Genomic DNA, 19,792 nt, shown 5'->3' with positions numbered 1-19,792 from the left:
AGATCCCAACAATACTTAGTAACGTAATGTTGTATAGCCCTCATCCGAAAATATTAAGGCTTACCACATGTTAAACACTGTTTCGCGTTGGATTTCAAAGTACCTGACCCTTGTCGTGTTATTACCTTGTATGTTGTTGGGAATTGTCATTGCTTATGATGCGTCGGTTGCGGTGGGTGAAATGCAAGATGCATCAATAACTGAAAACAATGCATTAATGAGCAAAGTAGTGCTTGAACTCGTTCATGAAAGCCAAAAAGAACGCGGCCTGTCAGCTGGGTTTATTGGCACACAGGGAGCGAAATTTTCCAATCGGCTGTCGCAACAACGAAGTGAGACAGACAAGTTTTTAAGTCGATTAAACGAGCAGGCGAAAGATTGGGATCTGGAACCTGATACTCGACAATCACTCAATAGGTATCTGGCTAAACTAACGAGTTTGTCATCAATGAGAACACGAGTAAGTAGTTTATCTGTATCGCTACCTGAAGCTATCAAGTTCTACAGTGATGCGAATGCTGATGCGCTTGGTTTAGTAAAGCTAGCAGCACAGACAACAGATAACCCCAAGATGGTTGCAAAGCTGACCTCTCTTTACAATTTTAGCAGTGCGAAAGAGTCCGCTGGCATAGAACGAGCCGTGCTTTCTAATGTTTTTGGGCAAGATAAATTCACCAATCAACTCAGATCAAAATTTGTTGAATTACTTTCAAAGCAGCAAGTTTATTTGCATGAATCTCTCTCTGCGGCACCTAGCGATATTCGCGCGGTGTTTGATACTGCACTCAGAGAGCGTGCAATGCAAGAAGTCGATGAGTATAGAAATATAGCATCAGCCAATGACAGCAACTTTGGGGTGATTCCCGAGCAATGGTTTGACAAGGCAACACAGCGAATTAATGCATTAAAAAGCGCAGAAGAACAGGCTTTGTCGTTGATCAATGAAACCGCGCGAGAAATTCAGTATAACGCTTTGATGATGTTGGTATTTGAGCTTGGGATTTTATTGGTTGGGGTAATCGTTACGTTAGGCTTATATCTGTCTATCCAAGTTCGTTATAATCAGTCGAAAATGATTGCTGAAGGCATAACAATCGCTATTACCAAGAAAGATCTGATGCATGAAATTGGTGTCATTAGTTTGGATGAGTTAGGGCAATCTGCGCAGCAGATCAATCAGCTGACCAGTGAAATAGAAGCCGATTTAATATCATTTAGCCGAGCGTCGAAGAAAATTGCCACATCAACACATGAAACAGCAGTGGCAATAAGTCAAAGCCAAATGAATTTAATTGAACAGCAAACAGGGATCCAAACAATCGCGTCCGCTGCTGAGCAAATGAGCGCCAATGTTCAGGTTATTGCTAACTCGATGACTGAAAACGCTGATTATGCGAAGCAGGTTCTTGCAGAGTCTTTGTCTGGGCAGCAAGTCGTATCGAATGCGGTAGAGATTATTCAACAAGCGTCTGAGGACATGGCAAGATCAGCGCAGACAGTGGATGATTTAAATGAACGGGTTGGTAGTATCTCAGGCATGGTTGATATGATAAAGAGTATAGCTGAACAGACTAACTTGTTAGCGCTAAACGCCGCCATCGAAGCCGCTCGCGCCGGAGAGCAAGGGCGAGGATTTGCTGTTGTGGCTGATGAAGTAAGAAGCTTGGCAAGCAGAACACAACAATCAACCGAAGAGATTTCAGCGTTGGTTTCTGAGTTACAAACTAGCTCAAAACAGGCTTCTAATGTTATTACACAAGGTAAAGACAATGCTATGAGAGGTGCGGCGCAAGCGGAGGAAATCAAGTTTGCGCTGAGTAAAATTGTTGATCAGGCAAAACAAGTAGAATCAGTTACTGAGTCTGTTTCTATCAGCACCAAGCAGCAGAGCGATGCTATCGAAGAGGTGAGTAAAAATATCACTGATATTTTTCAAAAAGCCACTGAAAATGTCGCAGGTACTGAACAAATTGCCATTGCCGCTTCAAGCATTGCAGAGTCAGCCATGGACATGGACGAGTTGATCGACAGATATAAAGTAAAGCGTGTTGAAGGCGAAGACATGTTTTAATGCCATGTTGTCGCCAGCCTGTTGTAGTCGCTTGGTAAACTTATCTAATTTGCATCGAATGAATGTTGCAGCTTGGATTGCAAAAGCGACTTTGGCACTTGCACAACACAGAGCACCGATGTGTCATACTCAACCGAGAAAACAAACTTCCACAAAAACCTATCAAAAAAGCGATAAATTGAAGCTTTTTTTAATAAACCCAAGACTATTGAAGCGAAAAAGCAGATAATTGGCGTCATAAGATTTTAATGAATGACGTATCAATGATTAATGCCTTGCGCACGTCAGCACGAAAACATGGGATCCTGTAATGGAAATTAAAGTAGATTTTCTCGATAACCTGAGATTAGAAGCAAAGTTTGACGACTTTTCAGTTATTGCCGATCAACCAATTCGCTACAAAGGGGATGGCTCTGCGCCAAGCCCTTTTGATTACTTTCTAGCGTCTTCTGCGTTGTGTGCCGCTTATTTTGTGAAGGTATACTGTAATGCCCGTGACATCCCAACCGAGGGGATTAGACTGTCTCAAAACAACATTGTCGATCCTGAAGACCGCTACAATCAGATCTTTCAGATCCAAGTTGAGTTACCAGAAAGCCTCTCTGATAAAGACCGAGAGGGTATTTTACGTTCAATAGACCGTTGTACGGTTAAAAAAGTGGTGCAAACTGGCCCTGAATTTAAAATTGAGACGGTTGAAAGTTTAGACCAAGATGCTCAGGCTATGTTGATGGTTAAACCAGATGAACAGTCGAGTACCTTTATCGAAGGTAAAGATTTACCACTTGAGCAAACTATCGCAAATATGACCGAGATTTTGGCCGAGCTAGGCATGAAAATCGAGATCTCATCATGGCGTAACATAGTGCCAAATGTGTGGTCTTTACATATTCGTGACGCTGCTTCACCAATGTGCTTTACCAACGGTAAAGGTGCAACTAAAGAAAGCGCTTTGTGTTCCGCGTTGGGTGAGTTTATAGAGCGTCTGAACTGTAACTTTTTTTACAATGATCAGTTTTTGGGCCAAGACATTGCAAACGCAGAGTTTGTTCATTATCCAAACGAAAAATGGTTTAAGCTAACTGACGATGATTCATTGCCAGAGGGGATTTTAGATCAATACTGTCGTGAAATTTATGACCCTGAAGGTGAGTTACGAGGTTCGCATTTAATTGATACCAACTCGGGTAATACGGAGCGAGGTATTTGTTCTATACCTTACACGCGCCACTCTGATGGTGAAACGGTTTACTTCCCATCAAATTTGATTGAAAACTTGTTTCTAAGCAACGGAATGAGTGCGGGTAATAACCTCAACGAAGCAAAAGTACAGTGTTTGTCTGAGATCTTTGAGCGGGCGGTTAAACGCCAAATCATAGAGCAAGAAATAGTACTTCCAGATGTTCCTAAGTCAGTGTTAGATAAATATCCAAGCATTGTTGCTGGCATTAAAGGATTGGAAGAACAAGGCTTCCCTGTGGTGGTTAAAGACGCCTCTTTAGGTGGGCAATTTCCGGTAATGTGTGTCACCCTGATGAATCCTAAAACGGGCGGGGTATTTGCTTCTTTTGGTGCACATCCAAGTTTTGAAGTAGCGCTAGAGCGCAGTTTAACAGAGCTATTACAAGGCCGTAGTTTTGAAGGGCTAAACGATGTGCCAAAGCCTACTTTTAACAGTATGGCGGTATCAGAGCCTGAGAACTTTGTTGAGCACTTTATTGATTCAACCGGCGTGATTTCGTGGCGTTTCTTCAGTGCGAAGCATGACTATGAATTCTGTGAATGGGACTTTTCGGGTAGCAATGAACAAGAATGCGAAACATTATTTGGCATTCTAAAAAGTTTAGGTAAAGAGTGTTATGTGGCTGAGTTTTCAGACATCGGTGTGGCTTGTCGAATTTTGGTGCCAGACTACTCGGAAGTGTACCCAGTTGAAGACTTGATTTGGGATAATACCAACAAAGCGCTGCAGTACCGCTCAGACATCCTAAACCTTCATAGCTTGAATGATGACCAACTGGTCAGTTTGGTTGAACGTTTAGAAGAAAGTCAGCTTGATAACTACATTGATATCATCACGCTCATTGGTGTTGAATTCGATGAGAACACGGTTTGGGGCCAATTGACCATTCTTGAATTAAAAATCTTGATATATTTGGCGTTGGGAGAGCTTGAAGAAGCCATTGATTTAGTAGAGTCTTTCTTACAATACAACGATAACACCGTACAAAGAGGGTTATTTTATCAAGCCGTTCATGCCGTGCTTGAGGTTGTACTGGATGAAGAACTTGAGCTTGAAGATTTTATCGTAAACTTTGAACGCATGTTTAGTAAAGAAGTGATGGACAACGTTGTGGGGTCGGTAAATGGAGAGGTTCGCTTCTTCGGCCTGACGCCAACAAATATGAACTTGGATGGTCTGGATAGGCATCAGAGACTTATCGACAGTTATAAAAAACTTCATCAGTCACGTGCTGCAAAAGCCAAAGCATAGTTTTCTAACTAGATATATAAGCCCGAAGATAATTACTTCGGGCTCATATATATCAGATCTATAAAGTTAGAGAATTCAAAATACACCCTATCTTAAAAATCGATCGGACGTTAACGTCCAATTACCGCAAAAATTGCACCCAGCCTATCAAGATCACAACGCTGCGTTATACTTAAAAGAAAGTACAGCGGTAATTCCAGACGATGAAATCTCTTATTTGGGCTGTATTAGGGATGATTTCGGCATATTGTGGCGCGTTTGTGCCAGATAAAATCGATATTTACACTGAGCACTTTCCGCCATATCAGTTTTTGGGGGAACGTGGTGAAGTTGTTGGCAGAGCGACAGCTATGGTACAACTGTTGATGGCTCAGACACAAATAGACTATCAAATACATGTACTACCTTGGTATAGAGCCGTTCAACAAGCTCATGAGTCTAACACTGCACTTTTATACTCACTGGCCCGTTCAACTGACAGGGAAAAACACTATCAATGGATAATGCCGCTTTGCGAGTTAAAAGTTGGCTTTTATCAGCGTTCAGGCAATGTTACTCCTGCTCCCCATTATTCGTTGAATAATCTCAAGCATTACATTGTGGGGGTAGGAACGGGCCAACCGTCAGAACAATATTTACAAAATGAAGGGTTTAAAAAATCAAATTTGGTGTCATTAAGTAGTTTAAACCAAGCTGGTGGTTTGCTGGAAAAAGGCAGAATAGATTTTTTATTTGGTGCACAAAGTTTTGTGGAGCAAATGGCGCAGGCTATGGGGACTGAACACAAGTGGAAGTTGGTTTTAAGTGTCCCAACGTTGAGTGCTCAACTGTATTTAGCAGCACATAAAAATGCACCAAAAAGCTACGTTAAAAAATTAAAAGAAGCCGCACAAGCTGTACAAAGTGCTCACTTGAATAGAATTACGACATGTTATAATAGTCAGTATATTCAATAGCAAGCTTTAATTGTGTGACGTTTGAACAGATATAAAATAATTTATAGGGTCAAACATGCAAGCAGAACTCTCTTTGAACACAAGTCAAGCACCGTGCCCTGAGCAACAGAAATTTGCGTTGGTTGCAGAGGGTGGAGGACAAAAAGGTATTTTCACCGCTGGTGTATTAGATGCTTTTCTTGAAAATAATTTTTGGCCATTTCATTTAAAAATAGGTGTTTCGGCTGGGGCGCAAAATTTGGCGGCCTATTCAGCGCGAGCGCGTCAGTGCGCACGAAACGCGATTCAAGAATTAACAACAGCTGATACCTTTTTTAAGCCGAGTAAGTTTTTAACAGGCGGTAAAGTAATTGATTTAGATTGGTATTTTACTCAGGTCAATCATACTCCTAAATTAAAGATGATCACCAATGCTACTTATCTTGCCAAAGACAATCACTTTTATGCTGTAGCCACCGACGCTCAAACACTTGAGGCAACTTATCTGCACACTTGGCACGACAACATGCTCGACCATTTAAAGGCGTCAAGTGCAATACCGTTTTTATATCAAGGGGGCGTCAATATTGCGGGGCGCAATTATATGGATGGGGGCGTAGCAGATCCATTACCAGTAGAGTGGGCTTACAAGCAAGGGGCACGAAAAATTCTTGTGATCCGGACATTTGAACAACACCATAACGGTACTATGCCAATATTAGACAGGTTGAAGCCAGTAATAAGCCGCCTTAAACAGTCAAAGCGTATGCTTGACTTATATCATTATCATCAAAGCAGATATTCTCAAGCGCTAGAATTCATTAACAATCCTCCGAGTGATCTGGAAATTATTCAAATAGCACCAAATGGCCCGTTACAAAGCATGGTGTTGGGATCGTCTGTTGCAGTGCTACAACATGATTATTTATTAGGCCTGCGACAGGGGAAAAACTTTCTACGTCGTTGGCACGGTCAATTTGAATAATAAATAAAGTGAAAAATTTACTTTTAACTTTGTTGTAACTGTTCGCAAAATTCTTTGCTGTTTTGTTGTGGTTTTTCCTTTTATAGGTAATCGTTGTTAACGAAAAGGGTACTCGAATATACTTTTATTAGTGTGTCGAGTATTTATTCTAGTCCCAAATACTGCAATGTAAAAAATTCAACCCATTGTAAATCATATGTTTTTTATATTTTTATGAAGGAATCATTAACAATTCTTTACAAAGCATTGTTGCTAGCTATGTTAATTATTTTATTTTTTGATACATTTCATTACGAAAATAATAACAAGCATGGATTATTCCTATGAAGAAAGTAACCACTAATAAAGCACTGTTTGCTACTACGATGTTATCGCTTGCGGTATCTGCATCATTACAGGCATCTCCACTTAAACTTACTGCAGAAAAAGCAGAGTCTCCATTACCAAAGCGCTACATCATTAAATATAAAAACAATGATATCGCAATCGCGTCAGGAATGGGCACTATGGCTACTGAGCATATGCCTCAAACAGCTGCTAACCGTATGGCCACACTAGGTATACAAAATGCTAAGTTTAAAGCGAGCTTGAATGCTGTTGTTGCACAATTAAGCGAAGCACAATTAGCAACACTGAGTGCTGATAGTCAGGTTGAATATATCGAAGAAGATTTACCTCGTCGTCTAATGTCACAAACTCAACCATACGGTATTGCAATGGTTCAGGCTGATCTAGTAGACGATTCTGTAGCTTCTGCTGCAAACGGTGGTAAAAAAATCTGTGTGATCGACTCAGGTCTTGACCTACCTCATGAAGATATGGGTGCACGTGGTGACACTATCTCTGGTACAAGTGATTCAGGCACAGGTAACTGGTTTGATCACGGTGGTCCACACGGTACTCACGTTGCAGGTACAATTGCTGCGTTGAATAATGGTATCGGTGTTCGTGGTGTTATCGGTACAGATCCTTCTATGCATATCATCAAAGTATTTAACGACGATGGTTGGGGTTACTCTTCAGAATTAGTTGATGCAATCAACAAATGTCAGGCTGCTGGCTCTGACGTTGTGAACATGAGTTTAGGTGGTGAAGGTTCTAGCATCACTGAACGTAACGGTATTCAAGCTGCTGCAGACGCAGGTATGTTACTTATCGCTGCGGCAGGTAACGATGGTGTACCAACAAACACAACTGACGTAGAAAGCTATCCAGCGTCTTACGATTCAGTAATGTCAGTTGCTGCTATCGATAGCAATAAAGACTTGGCAGACTTCTCGCAAAAGAACAGCCAAGTAGAGATTGCTGCACCAGGTGTAGATGTAAATTCAGCATACCCTGAAGGCTTAGGCTCAGTTGTTTCTCTAAGCGTTGCGGGTCAGTCTTATGACTCAAACGGTATGGAAAACCAAGGTAATGCGAATGCGCCACTTTATAACTTCGCAACAGGTGAAGCGATTGATACTGGTGCAAGTGGTAAAGTATGTTTGATCGAACGTGGTAACATTTCTTTCCATGACAAAGTTAAAAACTGTGAAGACAGTGGTGGTGTTGGCGCAATTATTTACAACAACGCGGCTGGCTCATTTGGTGGTACTTTAGGTGACACTAACCAAACAACGATCCCAGCTGTAACTGTAACAGATACTGATGGCGCACAAATGCTAAACAACATCGGCATGACAGCTTCAGTTAACCTTGATCCAAGTAACTACGGCTTAATGAGCGGTACTTCTATGGCTTCACCTCACGTTGCTGGTGTAGCTGCATTGGTGTGGAGTCACCACCCAAGTTGTACAGCTCAGCAGATCCGTACTGTATTAACAGCGACGGCGCAAGACCTAGGTGCTGCTGGTCGTGATGTTAAATTCGGTTACGGTCTAGTGCAAACTAAAGCTGCTATCGACTACATCACTGAAAAAGGCTGTGCTGGTGACGGTGGTCCGGTAACAGGCAACGAGCTTGAGAATGGCGTAGCAAAAACTGGCCTTTCAGGTTCTAAAGGTGAAGAGCTGCTTTACACTTTCGAAGTACCAGCTGGTGCAACGGATGTTAAAGTAAACATGAGCGGCGGCACAGGCGATGCTGACCTGTATGTACAGTTCGGTTCTAAGCCTAGCGATTCAAACTTCGAATGTCGTCCTTACGCTGGTGGAAACAATGAGAACTGTTCATTGACTCAATCTGGCGGTACTTACCACGTAATGGTAAAAGGTTACAGCGCATTCTCTGGCGTATCACTGGTAGCTAGCTACACAGACGGTGACACGACGACGCCTGGTGCGCAGCCTATCAACCTAGTTGAGAGCAACATCAGCGTGGCTCGCAGAAGCTGGACACGTTACACGCTAGACCTAGTTGAAGGTTATGCTGACCTGAATGTTGCAATCTCAGGTGGCAGCGGTGATGCTGACCTATATGTAACTCATGGTGCTCAGTCAACGACTTCAAGCTATGATTGTCGTCCCTACGAGAGCGGTAACAACGAGTCATGTAACTTCCAAAATCCACAATCTGGTACTTGGTATGTTGACCTTTACGGTTACTCGGCAGCAAGTGGTGTAACACTAACGGTAACTGCAACACCTAAATAATTATTTAATTAACCTTAACAAAGGTCGCCTTGTGCGGCCTTTTTTATTATTGATAAACATACCAATAACTTCGTGGTTGATTTCTTGGTATTTAATTATTTTAAATGAATGGTTTGAGGTTGCTTTTATATTTACATACTTTGATATAAAAGTTGCATATATAGGAACAAACTGTTCTATTAACACCCATAAATATAGGGTTTCAATTATTGATAAACTGTGCTTTTGGTGTTAAAAATATGTTTCTATCAACCGTAATAGGAACACAACATGTATCGATTTACTAAACTCGCGATTGCGCCCTTAGCTTTAATTTCTTGCTTGAGCTATTCAGCGATCCCTTATAAAGATCATCACTACAGCTATACACAACCCAATGGCGAAGTGGTGAACATTAGTCTAGATGGTAATGATTATTTTGCTTTGCAACGCTCAGCCGATGGTCGTTTGGTCGTGTTTGATGAGAATCTCAATGGGTTAGCCTATGCCAATGTTTCTGACGATGGGGAAGAACTGGTATCCACAGGCGTACTGGTGAGTAACAAATTGAAGAAGGCGGTGTCTATACGCTCAGCGCAACGTAGTTTAAGTTCGAAAGCGATTGCTAGAAAAGTCGAATCAGCAAAACTCAGAATGCTTGGTCACGGACTGCACACCTCAAATGATTTGATGCAAACGCATAGTGAAATGTCGACACAGGATGATTTTTCGACTCAATCTAGTGGAAATATCAAAGGCTTGACCATCATTATTGATTTCCCAGACTTCGCAGGCACCATCAGTAAACAACAAGTGGAATCATTCTTAAATGATTTAGACTACCGTGATTTTGGTAATGCCCAATCTGTGAGAGGTTATTTCAGAAGCGTTTCCGGTGGCAAGCTGGATTATACCAACACCGTCACAGCGTATTACACTGCGAAGAAAAACAAGTCCTATTATACGGATGATAGATATACTTCTACCGTTCGCTCACAAGAGCTCATTAAAGAAGCACTTAATTGGCTTGAAAACACTCAGGGTTTTGATTTTTCGACATTATCTGTAAACGGTAACCGTCAAATCAAGGGGCTGAATATTTTTTACGCTGGTAATTCAGATAGCAGTTGGTCGAAAGGCTTATGGCCTCATATGGCAAGTTTGAGTCCTCGGTTTTGTGCTGACGGTGTATGTACAGATCGTTATCAAATAACAGATATGAGAGACAGTTTAGCGATAGGTACCTTTGTTCATGAATCAGGACACTTGATCACAAACTGGCCTGATCTCTACGACTATGACGGCAGTTCTCAGGGGTCCGTTGCCAGCTTTGGCGTGATGGGTTTTGGCGCAATCGGTGAAACCAACAAATATAGACCAACACCACCTGTGGCGCACTTTAGAAATTTGGCTGGCTGGGACACAGTCACAGAGCTTAACCCTGCAATCAATGCTAATGCACCTAAGGGCACGTTGACTCATACATCAGGTAGCAATGCGTCTTATAAATGGACAAACCCAAGTAACCGCAATGAGGCATTTTATATTGAGACGATTCATCGCTCAGGTCAAAACTCAGAGCAATTGGATGAAGGTTTGGCAATTTGGCACGTTGATAGTGCGGGTAACAACTCAGACGAATGGCATCCATATGTGCAAATGGAGCACGCAGATGGTAACCGCGATCCTGAAAACAAAGTAAATAGAGGTGATAGTAGCGATTTATATAACGTCGCTGGTGAGTTTTCGGCGACCTTTCCAAATAGCTTGAGTAGTCGTGGGACAAACGCACTTTGGTGGAATGGTAGCGATTCAGGCTTATCTATCAGTAATATCAGCGATGTTGCTCAAACTATGTCTTTTGAAATCGGTCAGACAACACCTCCCAAAGGGGACGTGTACACGGGCTATTTGGCAAATGGTCAACAAGCGATTGTTCCTAATGGCACTTGGTTCCAATATGCCGGAGGTACGTTGGATATGACGTTGGAAGGTCCAAGTAATGCTGATTTTGATTTAAAACTAGAAGTTTGGCAAGGTGGACGTTGGGTCCAAGCGGCGATATCTGAATCACCGACATCCAATGAATCTATTAATTACCAAGCGGCAAGTGGCTATTATCGTATCACCGTGTATTCGTACTCGGGTGCGGGTAACTACAGTTTGACTTTGAGTAAGTAATAGAGAGTCACACAAAGCATGATGTGTGCGTGAAAACGTGCACATTGTGCATTATCTAAGTGTCTGAATAACAATTTTATAAGAAAAGATGGTACAACCGAGTGGATTCGAACCACCGACCCCTACCATGTCAAGGTAGTGCTCTAACCAACTGAGCTACGGTTGTATTGAAGATTTGGTACGACCGAGTGGATTCGAACCACCGACCCCCACCATGTCAAGGTGGTGCTCTAACCAACTGAGCTACGGTCGTACTACATTGCAAGGCAACGGCGGCTAATATATAGCGACTCGCCTATCGGATCAAGCGCGTTTGCTAAATTTTTGTTTGTTTGCAGTTTTTTTGTCCATCAAGGTTGTATTTTGCACGTTTTGTAAAATGTTTGCCACCATCTAACATGCTCCACTGTACTTATCTTAAGTCGTTGATAATAAGAGTGTGGGTGTTCAATGTTAAATAACGTCGTTAATTCCTCACTGCTTTGCCAAAGGACGTGTAAATGTACTGACGTGCTTTGTAGCATATTAGCCAGTTTAGATTGGTAAGCCTGTAACTGAGACAAATAAAATCGATTGAATACATTACTCATAATATTAGCTTGTTGATGGTTTCTACCTGGCTTACACAGCTCATTGTCAACGTCTAAGGTATGGAGCCAAAGTGTGGTTGCTTGATTCAAAGCGATTTGTTTTCGTACTGAATTGATCAAGCGCGATACAAAGTAGTTGTTGTTGAGTTTAGCTAATGAGCGCGTAAATTCGTCTGGTTCATCTAGTTGATTAATATCAAACCCCTCTGTGCGTATCTGCTGATAGGCATTTGCAAGCTGGCTGAGCGCCTCTAGTGACTCATTCATTGCATCTTTATGATCTTCTAATTCAATTTCTTGGCTGCCAAGCAAAGACATTTTTGCTAATTCTCGTTCATGGAATATCATGCGTTTGAAATATTGCGGCAGTTGCATGCGCTTTTCGGTCAATGCGTTATTGAGTTTGGTTTTTAAGTCGGGCGCTAGGCTAGGAGAGTCAGCCAAGCAGTTTTGTGTTTGCTTGATAAATCTTACTGCGTATTTTAATTGTTCACTGGGTTGCCTGACTTTTCCAAGCTGGTTGTTGTTCTCGGCGATGGTTTTCATGAGCTTACAATGGTCTAAGGCAGCAAGCTCCAAAAAAGAAATCGTTGTGTTGGAAATTGGCTTATCAAGCTTAGGGGTTTCGAGAGGCTTTAAAGTAACATTCTGACTTGCAGCTGTTTTTTCAACAACGTTAGCCAGTCTTTGTTGATATTCGTTATAGATTTCACTGGGCGCGGGCGTACAGCCCGCGGCCAAAATTATACTACTGACTATCAGACAAAATATACGCAAGACGAGCCCTCACACTTAGTAATAAAAATACAGCTGCAACAGTTAAGCCGACGATGATGCCAATCCAAAAGCCGATAGGTCCCATAGCAGGCAAAATAAAGTCTGTTTTAGCAAGTATATACCCGAGCGAGAAGCCAACCAGCCAATACGAAACAAATGTGATGTAAGTAATGGGCTTTGTGTATTTTAAGCCTCGTAGAACACCGTGTGCAGCCACTTGCAATGCATCAGGTAGCTGGTAAATACAAGCTAACACTATGATACTGGACGCTAATAACGCAACATCTTCGTTATTAGTATATAGCCACGCTATGCTGTCTCTGCCAATGAGCGTGATGAAAGCGATAAACACGGAAATGATAGCAGCTAGACAAAAACTCGTAAAAATAGCTGTTTTTAATTGCTCGTGCGCCTGTTGGCCAGCTAAATTACCGATACGTATCGCAATCGCCATAGATAAACTTAAGGGCATCATAAATAACATTGATGTGACATTAGCCGCAATTTGATGTCCGGACACGGCAATTGCACCTAAGTCAGCTATAAACAAAGGAATGCAAGCAAATAGAGTCACTTCAAAAAATGTAGCAAGGCAAATAGGGATGCCCAGTCTCGCGATGTAACTGACCCCTGACAACTGCGGTTTTGTAAATTCGCTAAGTAATGAAAGCGTACGCATTGTTCTGCTGCGGTTACAATAGACCCATTGTGAGATGGCCATGGCCCAGAATACCAAAGCGGTTGCCAGACCGCAGCCTGCGCTACCATAAGCTGGCATACCAAACTTTCCGTAAATAAACACATAGTTGGCAAAGACATTGACGATAAGACCAACAATGCTGATATAAAATGCTGGTTTGGTGAAACCAACTCCTTCGGTCACATTACGATAAATAGAAAATAGCAAAAACCCAAGTACACCCCATTTTACAAAGTCGATGTATTGCTGCGAAAGGGAGGTGATAGATTCGCTAGTACCAAGGCGCTCGAATACTAGAGGGGTAAACTCGGCTAAAGCAAATCCTACGCTGGTAAGTAAGAGCGCCAAATAGATGCTTTGTTGGAAGTAGTACTTGATGCCACTGTGGTCATTGGCTCCATGACAGTGAGCAACGATACCTGTGAGAGCGAGTAACAGGCCTTGCAGGGAAAATGTTAGCGGATTCCAAACCCCAGTTGCGATAGAAAGCGCGGCAAGGTCATTAGCACTGACTTGACCTGCCATCATGGTATCAACCACAGACATTAAGACTAGCGTAATTTGCGCAAAAAATACGGGGGTTGCAAGTTGTAAAAGGCGCTTACTTTCCCAGTGACTAAACTTCATAATTATCACCGATAAAAATACTATTGTAACCAATAGAGCTAAGGTATAGCGAGCGATCGAGACGAATTAGATTAAAAACATTTGCTTTGTGCTACTGAGGCGCTTCTGAGTGTCTAATTAATACTGTATGATATGCGCGATTTTAAATGTGAAGGTCGAATATGTTTACAGGTATTGTACAAACGCAAGCTACGGTAATCAGTACAGCACATAAAGAAGGTGTGCTGCGATTGGGAATATCTGTTGGGATTGAATATTTAACGCATTTAGACATAGGTGCGAGTATTGCAATCAACGGCTGCTGTCTTACCGTTGTTAAATACGAAATTCATCGACAAGATGTGGTTGGTCAGGTTTATTTTGATGTGATTGATGAAACATTGAAGTTAACCAATCTCGGTTTGCTCAGAAGGGGCGCGCGGGTTAACTTAGAACGCTCCGTGACATTCGGTACTGAAATTGGTGGTCACATAGTGTCTGGGCACGTGCATTGCACCGCAGTGGTTCAGCGTATTATTAACGAAGAAGATAACTGTAAGATCTATCTAAAGTTGCCCGAGCAGTGGCTAAAATTCATTTTGTACAAAGGCTTTATTTGCGTTAATGGGGCGAGTTTAACCGTGGGGGCAATTGATGATGAAGGCTTTTGGTTGCACCTAATCCCAGAAACTTTAAACATCACAAATTTAGGACGCCTGCGCGAAGGGAATAAAGTAAATATTGAAGTGGACCAACAAACTTATACGATTGTCTCCACGGTAGAAAACTACTTGCGTAAACAAAATACCAAATAAACTACTCTGAATCTCTGACTAATGCGGGATGTATGTAAAGAAAACATCTGAGCTAGAATATTTGTTCGTCATCACTGTCTATATGCAGCTCCAATTTATTTCTAGATTGATCTATATGCATATTAAAATGAATCGAATTGCAGCACGCTGCACAGTCTTCATAAAAGTCTTGGTCGCCCTCGCTGGCATCAAGGCTTACATAAACATGGTGACCACAGTGTGGGCATGTGATTCTTTGTTCATATAGCGCTTTCATTTAGCTCTCCAAAAGGCAAATGCCTATCGCCATTGCACTCGCTTTATTATAGCAGCTAATGCAATTATGAAAGCGATATTAGCGCTATTTTAATATTTCATTTACTCGTTTTTGAACCTGATTTAGATAGTCACCAGCATATAAATTAGCGTGTAACAGTAAAGGGTAAAGTTGATAAATCGGACGCCTTATTTCGTAACCCACTGGTAACTCGAAAACATTTTGATATGCGTCATAAAAGGATTCTGGTAACGGTGCGAATAATTCACTCATCGCGAGATCCACTTCTCGATCTCCATAATAGCATGCCGGGTTATCGACACAGGGTTTGCCATCACTGAAATAAATATTTCCTTTCCAAAAATTACCATGAAGTAGCGACGGTTTACTGTGGTGTGGTAACAGTGACTTAATGGTTATAACGAAATCGTCAATATCAACATACTCAATGCCTTTTTCTTTGAGCAGTTGCAACTGCCAACCGATGCGCTCTTCCGCAAAAAATGTCTCCCACTTTTTGTGCCATTGATTGGGCTGAACCAGGTGATGAATGTAACTGTCTTGCTCTAACCCAAACATCTCTTGTTCGAATCTGTTATGCATTTTTGCTAACAATACGCCACATTCCTGCCAGTTCTCTTGTTCACTTTGTTTTGGGATAACTTCAAGCACCATAAAGCAGAACTCCAATGTGGTGCCTATGGTCACGGTGTCTGCGACCAAGAAGTCGCTGTCTCTGATTAATAGATCGCGAACTTTTGACTCAGACTCAAATCGCTCTAAGGCACTGAGCAAATCAACTTTGACGATATATCGGTGATCGTCATTGGCAATATAAAATCGCTTTTCATTGTCACAACCACGAAGTTGCTCTTTGTGATTAAATGAAAAGGGTTGATGTAAAGCTTCAGATATTTGTTGATTAACGGCGTTCCACATCGCAGACATCCTGATCAGAAAAACATACCTAACTCAAACTATGGTTGAAATACGGGGGATCTCAACTGTTAGCGAAGAATTATATGGTTTTTTACTGTCTGACATCATTAAAGAAAGTAGTACAGCGCTATATTTTGTCGGGCACAGAGTATAAAATGCTGCGGTTCGTTAATCAGGAGGTTGTAGTGAACAAAAGTTACATCACCAATTCACTGGCATTGCTTTTAGTTATTATTGGCCACTTTTCATCGCTTCCCATTATTTTTTCAATTGGTATTTTTGCTTTGTCCGGCGCCATGACAAACTTACTGGCGATTCATATGCTGTTTGAAAGAGTGCCTTTTTTGTATGGCTCAGGAGTTATTAAACTCAAATTTCAACATTTTAAAGAGTCAATTAGCGTACTCATCTTACAAGAGTTTTTCAGCCAAGAAAAAGTGTCGGCGTTACTTGAAAAGCAGCAAAACTCGATAGACTTGAGTCCAGTAATAAAAAAAGTCGATTTGAGCCCTGCATTTGACAAGCTTGTGCAGGTGATTGAGGCGTCGCAATTCGGTGGTATGCTCGCCATGTTTGGTGGTAATGAGGCATTACAGCCAATGAAGTCGTCTTTTGTAGAAAAAATGCAAGATGCACTCGTTGAAATTACAGAAGAAGATAAATTCAAAAAGTTAATGAGTGACGAGCTAAGCAGTGGTCATAGTGCAGATATGGTGTTTTCAACCATCGAAAAAGCGGTAGAACAGCGTTTGGAAGAACTAACTCCAGACATGGTTAAAGACATTGTCCAAAACATGATACGCACGCATTTAGGCTGGCTGGTGGTTTGGGGCGGTGTATTTGGTGGTTTGTTTGGTTTAGTCGCAGCGTTGATCGCTTAGGGAGAAGAACACTGTGCAATTAAGAAACGAGCACAGTGCTCATTGAAATATAATCACCATTATTTAGATCCAGACACAACCAATACATCTGCCTGTGATGCTTTTGCAGATAAATCGTGGATCTCAGTGTGAGTTGTAAGGTCTAAGCGCAGTAGCCTAGCGGTATTGTTCAGCTCATGCAGAGAAGCAAATTTTGTCGTGGAGTGGCCGTTACAGGCGAGCTTATTTTGCATCACGTTCACGCTAACGTGGTGTTCATCCATGGTTTTTCTCAATGATAAGGAATGGTTGCTGGCAATTGCCATGCATAATTCTGTTGCTAATGAGTCGTCCGCAGCGACGAACTGCTTTGCTTGCGCTGTTGTAGCGAGCAAACCACTTAGCAATGCGGTGGTACATAATGTGGCTAGTTTGTTCATTGTATTTCTCCGTTCAATGAGTTTAAGTGCTTATTAAGTATTGACCATAAGTTTGTAAGGAGTTGTTAAGTAACCTCGCAACAATGTAAGCAAGTATTATGGTGTTGCAATTCATATTTAACCAATTGAAATTTAATGAAATGAAAGTTGTTAAAATGGCGTTTTTTGAGCTGGATTTTGTGATGATTTTTGGCGTTTACATTCTGTTTTCGCGCACATAATTAACGGTTTTCATTTAAGTGTTGAATGTTAAGAATACGAGAGTCCAATGGCGGTAAATAAAAACACGCTCAAACATTACTACAAGCAAGGATTTGCCAAACAAGTTCAGGACGCAAATCGTTGTTACTATTGTGGGTGTGAAGCAACCGACACAGATTACTGCCCACCTTTAGAGCATGCTGAGCTAGTACTAGAGTTTTCTGAAAATGCCGACTTTATCAGTGTTCCGGCATGTTATGAGTGTTACGCACTGCTGCACAACGAGCGGGTATTAACACTCGCAGAGCGAGTCGATAAGCTCAAAAACAAGTTGGCAGGGAAATATGCTAAGGCGCTTAAAGTTTATCATATGTGGCACGAAGCAGAACTTGATGAGATGAGCCCTGAGTTCCAGCACAGTATTAGCGCAGGCATGCGCCTAGGTAGTGAAGCAGCCTCACGTTTAGCATTTATACCATTTATTTTATCTAGTGAAGATGCAAGTGAAATCAGGCCCGCAGCAAAAGATTGCTTTATTGTTGGCGAGCAGGAATTTACAAGCTTTGATGACGCATTGAATCACTGTTTTGACGTGTTTGGCGTACAAAGGAGTCGTTTTTACGATTTGCTAGTGAAAGAATGTGCAGGTAATTTTGACAAGGCTTTGAGTCAGTATCATCACAGATACAATGAACCCAAGGTATTAGATATTGGCAAAGAGAAGATCAAAGCATTTGCCAAGCAGCACAAGCAAAATTCAGATTTTGTCGCGCGAGCAACTGAGCGCCTGATGAAACAAGACACAAAGTTAGACATCGACGCCGCGCTTGCTAAGCTTTATCGAGAGTACATCGCACGTTAGTGTAAAAAAACAAACATTCGTCGCGTATAAATGCAATTTGAGGTTTTTACTTCGCATTTTTCGTCGCGTTTAGGTACAGTTTAATAGAAATAAAAACAATAGAGATAAAACAATGCAAAAATTTGCCCCTTCCATATTGGTGCTGGCATTGAGTGCTGCACTAGCGGGCTGCCAAGATAAAGGCCCGCAAAAAGACAAAGTAAATATCGATAAAAACCCATACCCAAGCACATACAAAGCTATGCCTTCAAGCGCAACTTTGATTACCAATGCAACGGTATTAACTGGTACGGGTGAGCGTTTAGATAATGCCGATGTTTATATTGTTGACGGTAAAATAAGCCAAATAGGTGTTGATCTTAATGTACAAGCAGATACGACCGTTGATGCACAAGGTAAGTGGGTAACACCTGGTATTATTGATGTGCACTCACACTTGGGTGCGTATCCAAGTCCGGCGGTTGAATCACACCAAGATGGCAATGAAATGGTGAGCCCAAATACTGCACAGGTATGGGTTGAGCACTCTGTATGGCCTCAAGATCCTGGTTTCAATAGAGCGCGTGAAGGCGGGATCACCACGTTACAAATTTTACCAGGTTCAGCAAACTTATTTGGTGGCCGTAGCGTTACATTGAAAAATGTCCCAGCACATACCATGCAAGGTATGAAGTTTCCAGATGCACCTTATGGTTTAAAAATGGCCTGTGGCGAAAACCCTAAGCGTGTATACGGTGGAAAGGGTGTAGCACCTTACACTCGTATGGGTAATATGGCGGGTTATCGCCAAGCGTGGATCGAAGCGACAGAATATAAACGTGCTTGGGAGCGCTACGAACAAGAATATGCAGCGGGAATGAACCCAGATGCACCAAAGCGTGATATTAGGCTAGATACGCTCAGAGGTGTATTAGATGGTGAGATCTTAATTCACAACCACTGTTATAAAGCCGAAGAAATGGCGATGATGATCGACTTAGGTAAAGAGTTCAATTATCACTCGGGCACGTTCCATCATGGTATCGAAGCATACAAAGTTGCAGACTTACTTGCTGAAAATGGCAACTGTGCTGCACTTTGGCCAGATTGGTGGGGCTTTAAGATGGAAGCCTATGACATGGTTCAAGAGAATGTCGCAATTGTTGATGCGGTTAAAAATTCATGTGCTGTGGTTCACTCTGACTCGGACACAACCATTCAGCGTCTAAATCAGGAAGCTGGTAAAGTGATGTATACCGCGAACCAAAAGGGCTTCAATTTAAAAGAACAAGATGCGATTAAATGGATTACCTACAACGCGGCTAAGTCGTTAGGGGTTGCTGATAAAACTGGCTCATTGGAGCAAGGTAAGCAGGCAGATGTAGTCATTTGGGATAAAAACCCGTTTAGCGTGTATGCAAAGGCTGAGCATGTTTACATCGACGGTGCAAAAGTTTATGACCGTAAAGATGAAAAATATCAAGCTGTTAGTGATTTCATGTTAGGCCAACGATAAGGAGCGTACACC

Annotated in this window: 15 protein-coding genes and 2 tRNA genes; 10 read left to right on the top strand and 7 right to left on the bottom strand. The window is 41.9% G+C overall.

Going from position 1 to position 19,792, the window contains the following annotated elements; all coding sequences use genetic code 11:
- The first annotated feature begins 67 nt into the window (after positions 1 to 67).
- The 6 genes from C2M32_RS10455 (at position 68) to C2M32_RS10425 (ending at position 11,239) form a co-directional block, all read left to right on the top strand.
- A complete protein-coding gene (locus C2M32_RS10455; protein WP_105168376.1) occupies positions 68 to 2,071 on the top strand; it encodes a methyl-accepting chemotaxis protein in 2,004 nt (667 codons plus the stop codon).
- Positions 2,072 to 2,381: 310 nt separating this feature from the next.
- Positions 2,382 to 4,565, top strand: coding sequence for an OsmC domain/YcaO domain-containing protein (locus C2M32_RS10445; protein ID WP_105168374.1), 2,184 nt, complete (start codon positions 2,382 to 2,384; stop codon positions 4,563 to 4,565).
- 203 nt (positions 4,566 to 4,768) lie between these two features.
- The gene (locus C2M32_RS10440; protein ID WP_105168373.1) at positions 4,769 to 5,521 is read left to right on the top strand and encodes a substrate-binding periplasmic protein; all 753 of its coding nucleotides are present in this window, start codon (positions 4,769 to 4,771) and stop codon (positions 5,519 to 5,521) included.
- 55 nt (positions 5,522 to 5,576) lie between these two features.
- The gene (locus C2M32_RS10435) at positions 5,577 to 6,485 is read left to right on the top strand and encodes a patatin-like phospholipase family protein (RefSeq protein ID WP_105168372.1); all 909 of its coding nucleotides are present in this window, start codon (positions 5,577 to 5,579) and stop codon (positions 6,483 to 6,485) included.
- Positions 6,486 to 6,808: 323 nt separating this feature from the next.
- Positions 6,809 to 9,079, top strand: a complete 2,271-nt coding sequence (locus C2M32_RS10430; RefSeq protein WP_105168371.1) for a S8 family serine peptidase — start codon at positions 6,809 to 6,811, stop codon at positions 9,077 to 9,079.
- A 270-nt stretch (positions 9,080 to 9,349) separates the two neighbouring features.
- On the top strand, positions 9,350 to 11,239 hold the full coding sequence (locus C2M32_RS10425; RefSeq protein ID WP_105168370.1) for a M6 family metalloprotease domain-containing protein: 1,890 nt from the start codon (positions 9,350 to 9,352) through the stop codon (positions 11,237 to 11,239).
- A gap of 89 nt (positions 11,240 to 11,328) precedes the next feature.
- Here C2M32_RS10425 and C2M32_RS10420 read toward each other — a convergent pair.
- The 4 genes from C2M32_RS10420 to C2M32_RS10405 all read right to left on the bottom strand — a co-directional run bounded on the left by C2M32_RS10420 (position 11,329) and on the right by C2M32_RS10405 (position 13,933).
- Positions 11,329 to 11,405 (bottom strand) — tRNA-Val (locus C2M32_RS10420).
- Positions 11,406 to 11,415: 10 nt separating this feature from the next.
- A tRNA-Val gene (locus tag C2M32_RS10415) sits at positions 11,416 to 11,492 on the bottom strand.
- A gap of 97 nt (positions 11,493 to 11,589) precedes the next feature.
- Positions 11,590 to 12,606 (bottom strand): DUF3080 family protein, encoded by a 1,017-nt coding sequence (locus C2M32_RS10410; protein ID WP_105169274.1) that lies wholly within the window; start codon positions 12,604 to 12,606, stop codon positions 11,590 to 11,592.
- Positions 12,578 to 13,933 (bottom strand): MATE family efflux transporter, encoded by a 1,356-nt coding sequence (locus C2M32_RS10405; protein ID WP_105168369.1) that lies wholly within the window; start codon positions 13,931 to 13,933, stop codon positions 12,578 to 12,580. Before C2M32_RS10405 ends, C2M32_RS10410 begins: the two co-directional genes overlap by 29 nt.
- Before the next feature lie 161 nt (positions 13,934 to 14,094).
- Here C2M32_RS10405 and C2M32_RS10400 point away from each other — a divergent pair, with 161 nt between their 5' ends.
- Positions 14,095 to 14,727 (top strand): riboflavin synthase subunit alpha, encoded by a 633-nt coding sequence (locus tag C2M32_RS10400; RefSeq protein WP_105168368.1) that lies wholly within the window; start codon positions 14,095 to 14,097, stop codon positions 14,725 to 14,727.
- A 52-nt stretch (positions 14,728 to 14,779) separates the two neighbouring features.
- On the opposite strand, the gene C2M32_RS10395 is transcribed toward C2M32_RS10400, so the two are convergent.
- Together C2M32_RS10395 and C2M32_RS10390 are read right to left on the bottom strand one after the other, a co-directional pair.
- Positions 14,780 to 14,983 (bottom strand): CPXCG motif-containing cysteine-rich protein, encoded by a 204-nt coding sequence (locus C2M32_RS10395; RefSeq protein ID WP_070990701.1) that lies wholly within the window; start codon positions 14,981 to 14,983, stop codon positions 14,780 to 14,782.
- Positions 14,984 to 15,067: 84 nt separating this feature from the next.
- Complete coding sequence (locus C2M32_RS10390) at positions 15,068 to 15,922, bottom strand: fructosamine kinase family protein (RefSeq protein WP_105168367.1); 855 nt, start codon at positions 15,920 to 15,922, stop codon at positions 15,068 to 15,070.
- 185 nt (positions 15,923 to 16,107) lie between these two features.
- Between C2M32_RS10390 and C2M32_RS10385 the strand changes: the two genes are divergently transcribed.
- On the top strand, positions 16,108 to 16,803 hold the full coding sequence (locus C2M32_RS10385; RefSeq protein ID WP_105168366.1) for a DUF445 domain-containing protein: 696 nt from the start codon (positions 16,108 to 16,110) through the stop codon (positions 16,801 to 16,803).
- Between the two features lie 59 nt (positions 16,804 to 16,862).
- Here the strand turns inward: C2M32_RS10385 and C2M32_RS10380 are convergent, their stop codons facing one another.
- A complete protein-coding gene (locus tag C2M32_RS10380) occupies positions 16,863 to 17,222 on the bottom strand; it encodes a DUF3718 domain-containing protein (protein ID WP_105168365.1) in 360 nt (119 codons plus the stop codon).
- Positions 17,223 to 17,490: 268 nt separating this feature from the next.
- Here C2M32_RS10380 and C2M32_RS10375 point away from each other — a divergent pair, with 268 nt between their 5' ends.
- Positions 17,491 to 18,285 (top strand): hypothetical protein, encoded by a 795-nt coding sequence (locus C2M32_RS10375; protein ID WP_105168364.1) that lies wholly within the window; start codon positions 17,491 to 17,493, stop codon positions 18,283 to 18,285.
- A gap of 112 nt (positions 18,286 to 18,397) precedes the next feature.
- Positions 18,398 to 19,780 carry an amidohydrolase gene (locus C2M32_RS10370; protein ID WP_105168363.1) on the top strand — a complete coding sequence of 461 codons (1,383 nt, stop codon included), beginning with the start codon at positions 18,398 to 18,400 and terminating at the stop codon, positions 19,778 to 19,780.
- Positions 19,781 to 19,792 lie beyond the last annotated feature (12 nt).

Origin of the sequence: Pseudoalteromonas sp. T1lg23B (genome assembly GCF_002964665.1) — a bacterium.
GTDB lineage: Bacteria > Pseudomonadota > Gammaproteobacteria > Enterobacterales > Alteromonadaceae > Pseudoalteromonas.
The sequence above is the reverse complement of the archived record's forward strand: the minus strand, read 5'-3'. Positions and strand labels throughout refer to the sequence as shown.

Excerpts from the sequence above, each read along its gene's own strand:
- C2M32_RS10455 (WP_105168376.1), top strand. The coding sequence starts at position 68 with ATGTTAAACACTGTTTCGCGTTGGATTTCAAAGTACCTGACCCTTGTC.
- C2M32_RS10390 (WP_105168367.1), bottom strand. The coding sequence starts at position 15,922 with ATGTGGAACGCCGTTAATCAACAAATATCTGAAGCTTTACATCAACCC.
- C2M32_RS10400 (WP_105168368.1), top strand. The coding sequence starts at position 14,095 with ATGTTTACAGGTATTGTACAAACGCAAGCTACGGTAATCAGTACAGCA.
- C2M32_RS10435 (WP_105168372.1), top strand. The coding sequence starts at position 5,577 with ATGCAAGCAGAACTCTCTTTGAACACAAGTCAAGCACCGTGCCCTGAG.
- C2M32_RS10395 (WP_070990701.1), bottom strand. The coding sequence starts at position 14,983 with ATGAAAGCGCTATATGAACAAAGAATCACATGCCCACACTGTGGTCAC.
- C2M32_RS10370 (WP_105168363.1), top strand. The coding sequence starts at position 18,398 with ATGCAAAAATTTGCCCCTTCCATATTGGTGCTGGCATTGAGTGCTGCA.
- C2M32_RS10445 (WP_105168374.1), top strand. The coding sequence starts at position 2,382 with ATGGAAATTAAAGTAGATTTTCTCGATAACCTGAGATTAGAAGCAAAG.
- C2M32_RS10425 (WP_105168370.1), top strand. The coding sequence starts at position 9,350 with ATGTATCGATTTACTAAACTCGCGATTGCGCCCTTAGCTTTAATTTCT.
- C2M32_RS10440 (WP_105168373.1), top strand. The coding sequence starts at position 4,769 with ATGAAATCTCTTATTTGGGCTGTATTAGGGATGATTTCGGCATATTGT.
- C2M32_RS10375 (WP_105168364.1), top strand. The coding sequence starts at position 17,491 with ATGGCGGTAAATAAAAACACGCTCAAACATTACTACAAGCAAGGATTT.
- C2M32_RS10405 (WP_105168369.1), bottom strand. The coding sequence starts at position 13,933 with ATGAAGTTTAGTCACTGGGAAAGTAAGCGCCTTTTACAACTTGCAACC.
- C2M32_RS10380 (WP_105168365.1), bottom strand. The coding sequence starts at position 17,222 with ATGAACAAACTAGCCACATTATGTACCACCGCATTGCTAAGTGGTTTG.
- C2M32_RS10430 (WP_105168371.1), top strand. The coding sequence starts at position 6,809 with ATGAAGAAAGTAACCACTAATAAAGCACTGTTTGCTACTACGATGTTA.